Source organism: Metapseudomonas resinovorans (assembly GCF_002003485.1).
In the GTDB taxonomy this organism is placed as follows: Bacteria; Pseudomonadota; Gammaproteobacteria; order Pseudomonadales; family Pseudomonadaceae; genus Metapseudomonas; species Metapseudomonas resinovorans_D.
In genome coordinates this window covers 1-479 of sequence record NZ_BDMA01000114.1, presented here as the reverse complement: position 1 = coordinate 479, position 479 = coordinate 1, and the positions used below count along the sequence as shown (strand labels likewise).

The 479-nt window shown below is 60.1% G+C and carries 1 protein-coding gene; it reads right to left on the bottom strand.

Annotated features, from left to right (window positions below):
• The coding region (locus MnOB_RS28445) for a GTP-binding protein (RefSeq protein WP_234358347.1) at positions 1-479 on the bottom strand (479 nt) is incomplete at both ends.

The following is a 479-nucleotide window of genomic DNA, read 5'->3' as shown; positions in this document are numbered from 1 at the left end:
GCCTTCCAGGGCCATCAGAGCGGAACCGATGATGATCGGAGTGTCGTCGCCCGGGAAGTCGTAGGTGTTCAGCAGGTCGCGAACTTCCATTTCGACCAGTTCCAGCAGCTCGGCGTCGTCAACCATGTCGGCCTTGTTCAGGAACACGACGATGTAAGGAACGCCTACCTGACGGGACAGCAGGATGTGCTCGCGGGTCTGCGGCATGGGGCCGTCAGCAGCCGAGCAAACCAGGATAGCGCCGTCCATCTGCGCAGCACCGGTGATCATGTTCTTCACGTAGTCAGCGTGACCGGGGCAGTCAACGTGAGCGTAGTGACGAACAGCGGAATCGTACTCAACGTGGGAGGTGTTGATGGTGATACCGCGAGCCTTCTCTTCCGGCGCGTTGTCGATCTGGTCGAACGCACGAGCGGAACCACCCCAGGTCTCGGAGCAGACCTTGGTCAGAGCAGCAGTCAGAGTGGTCTTGCCATGGT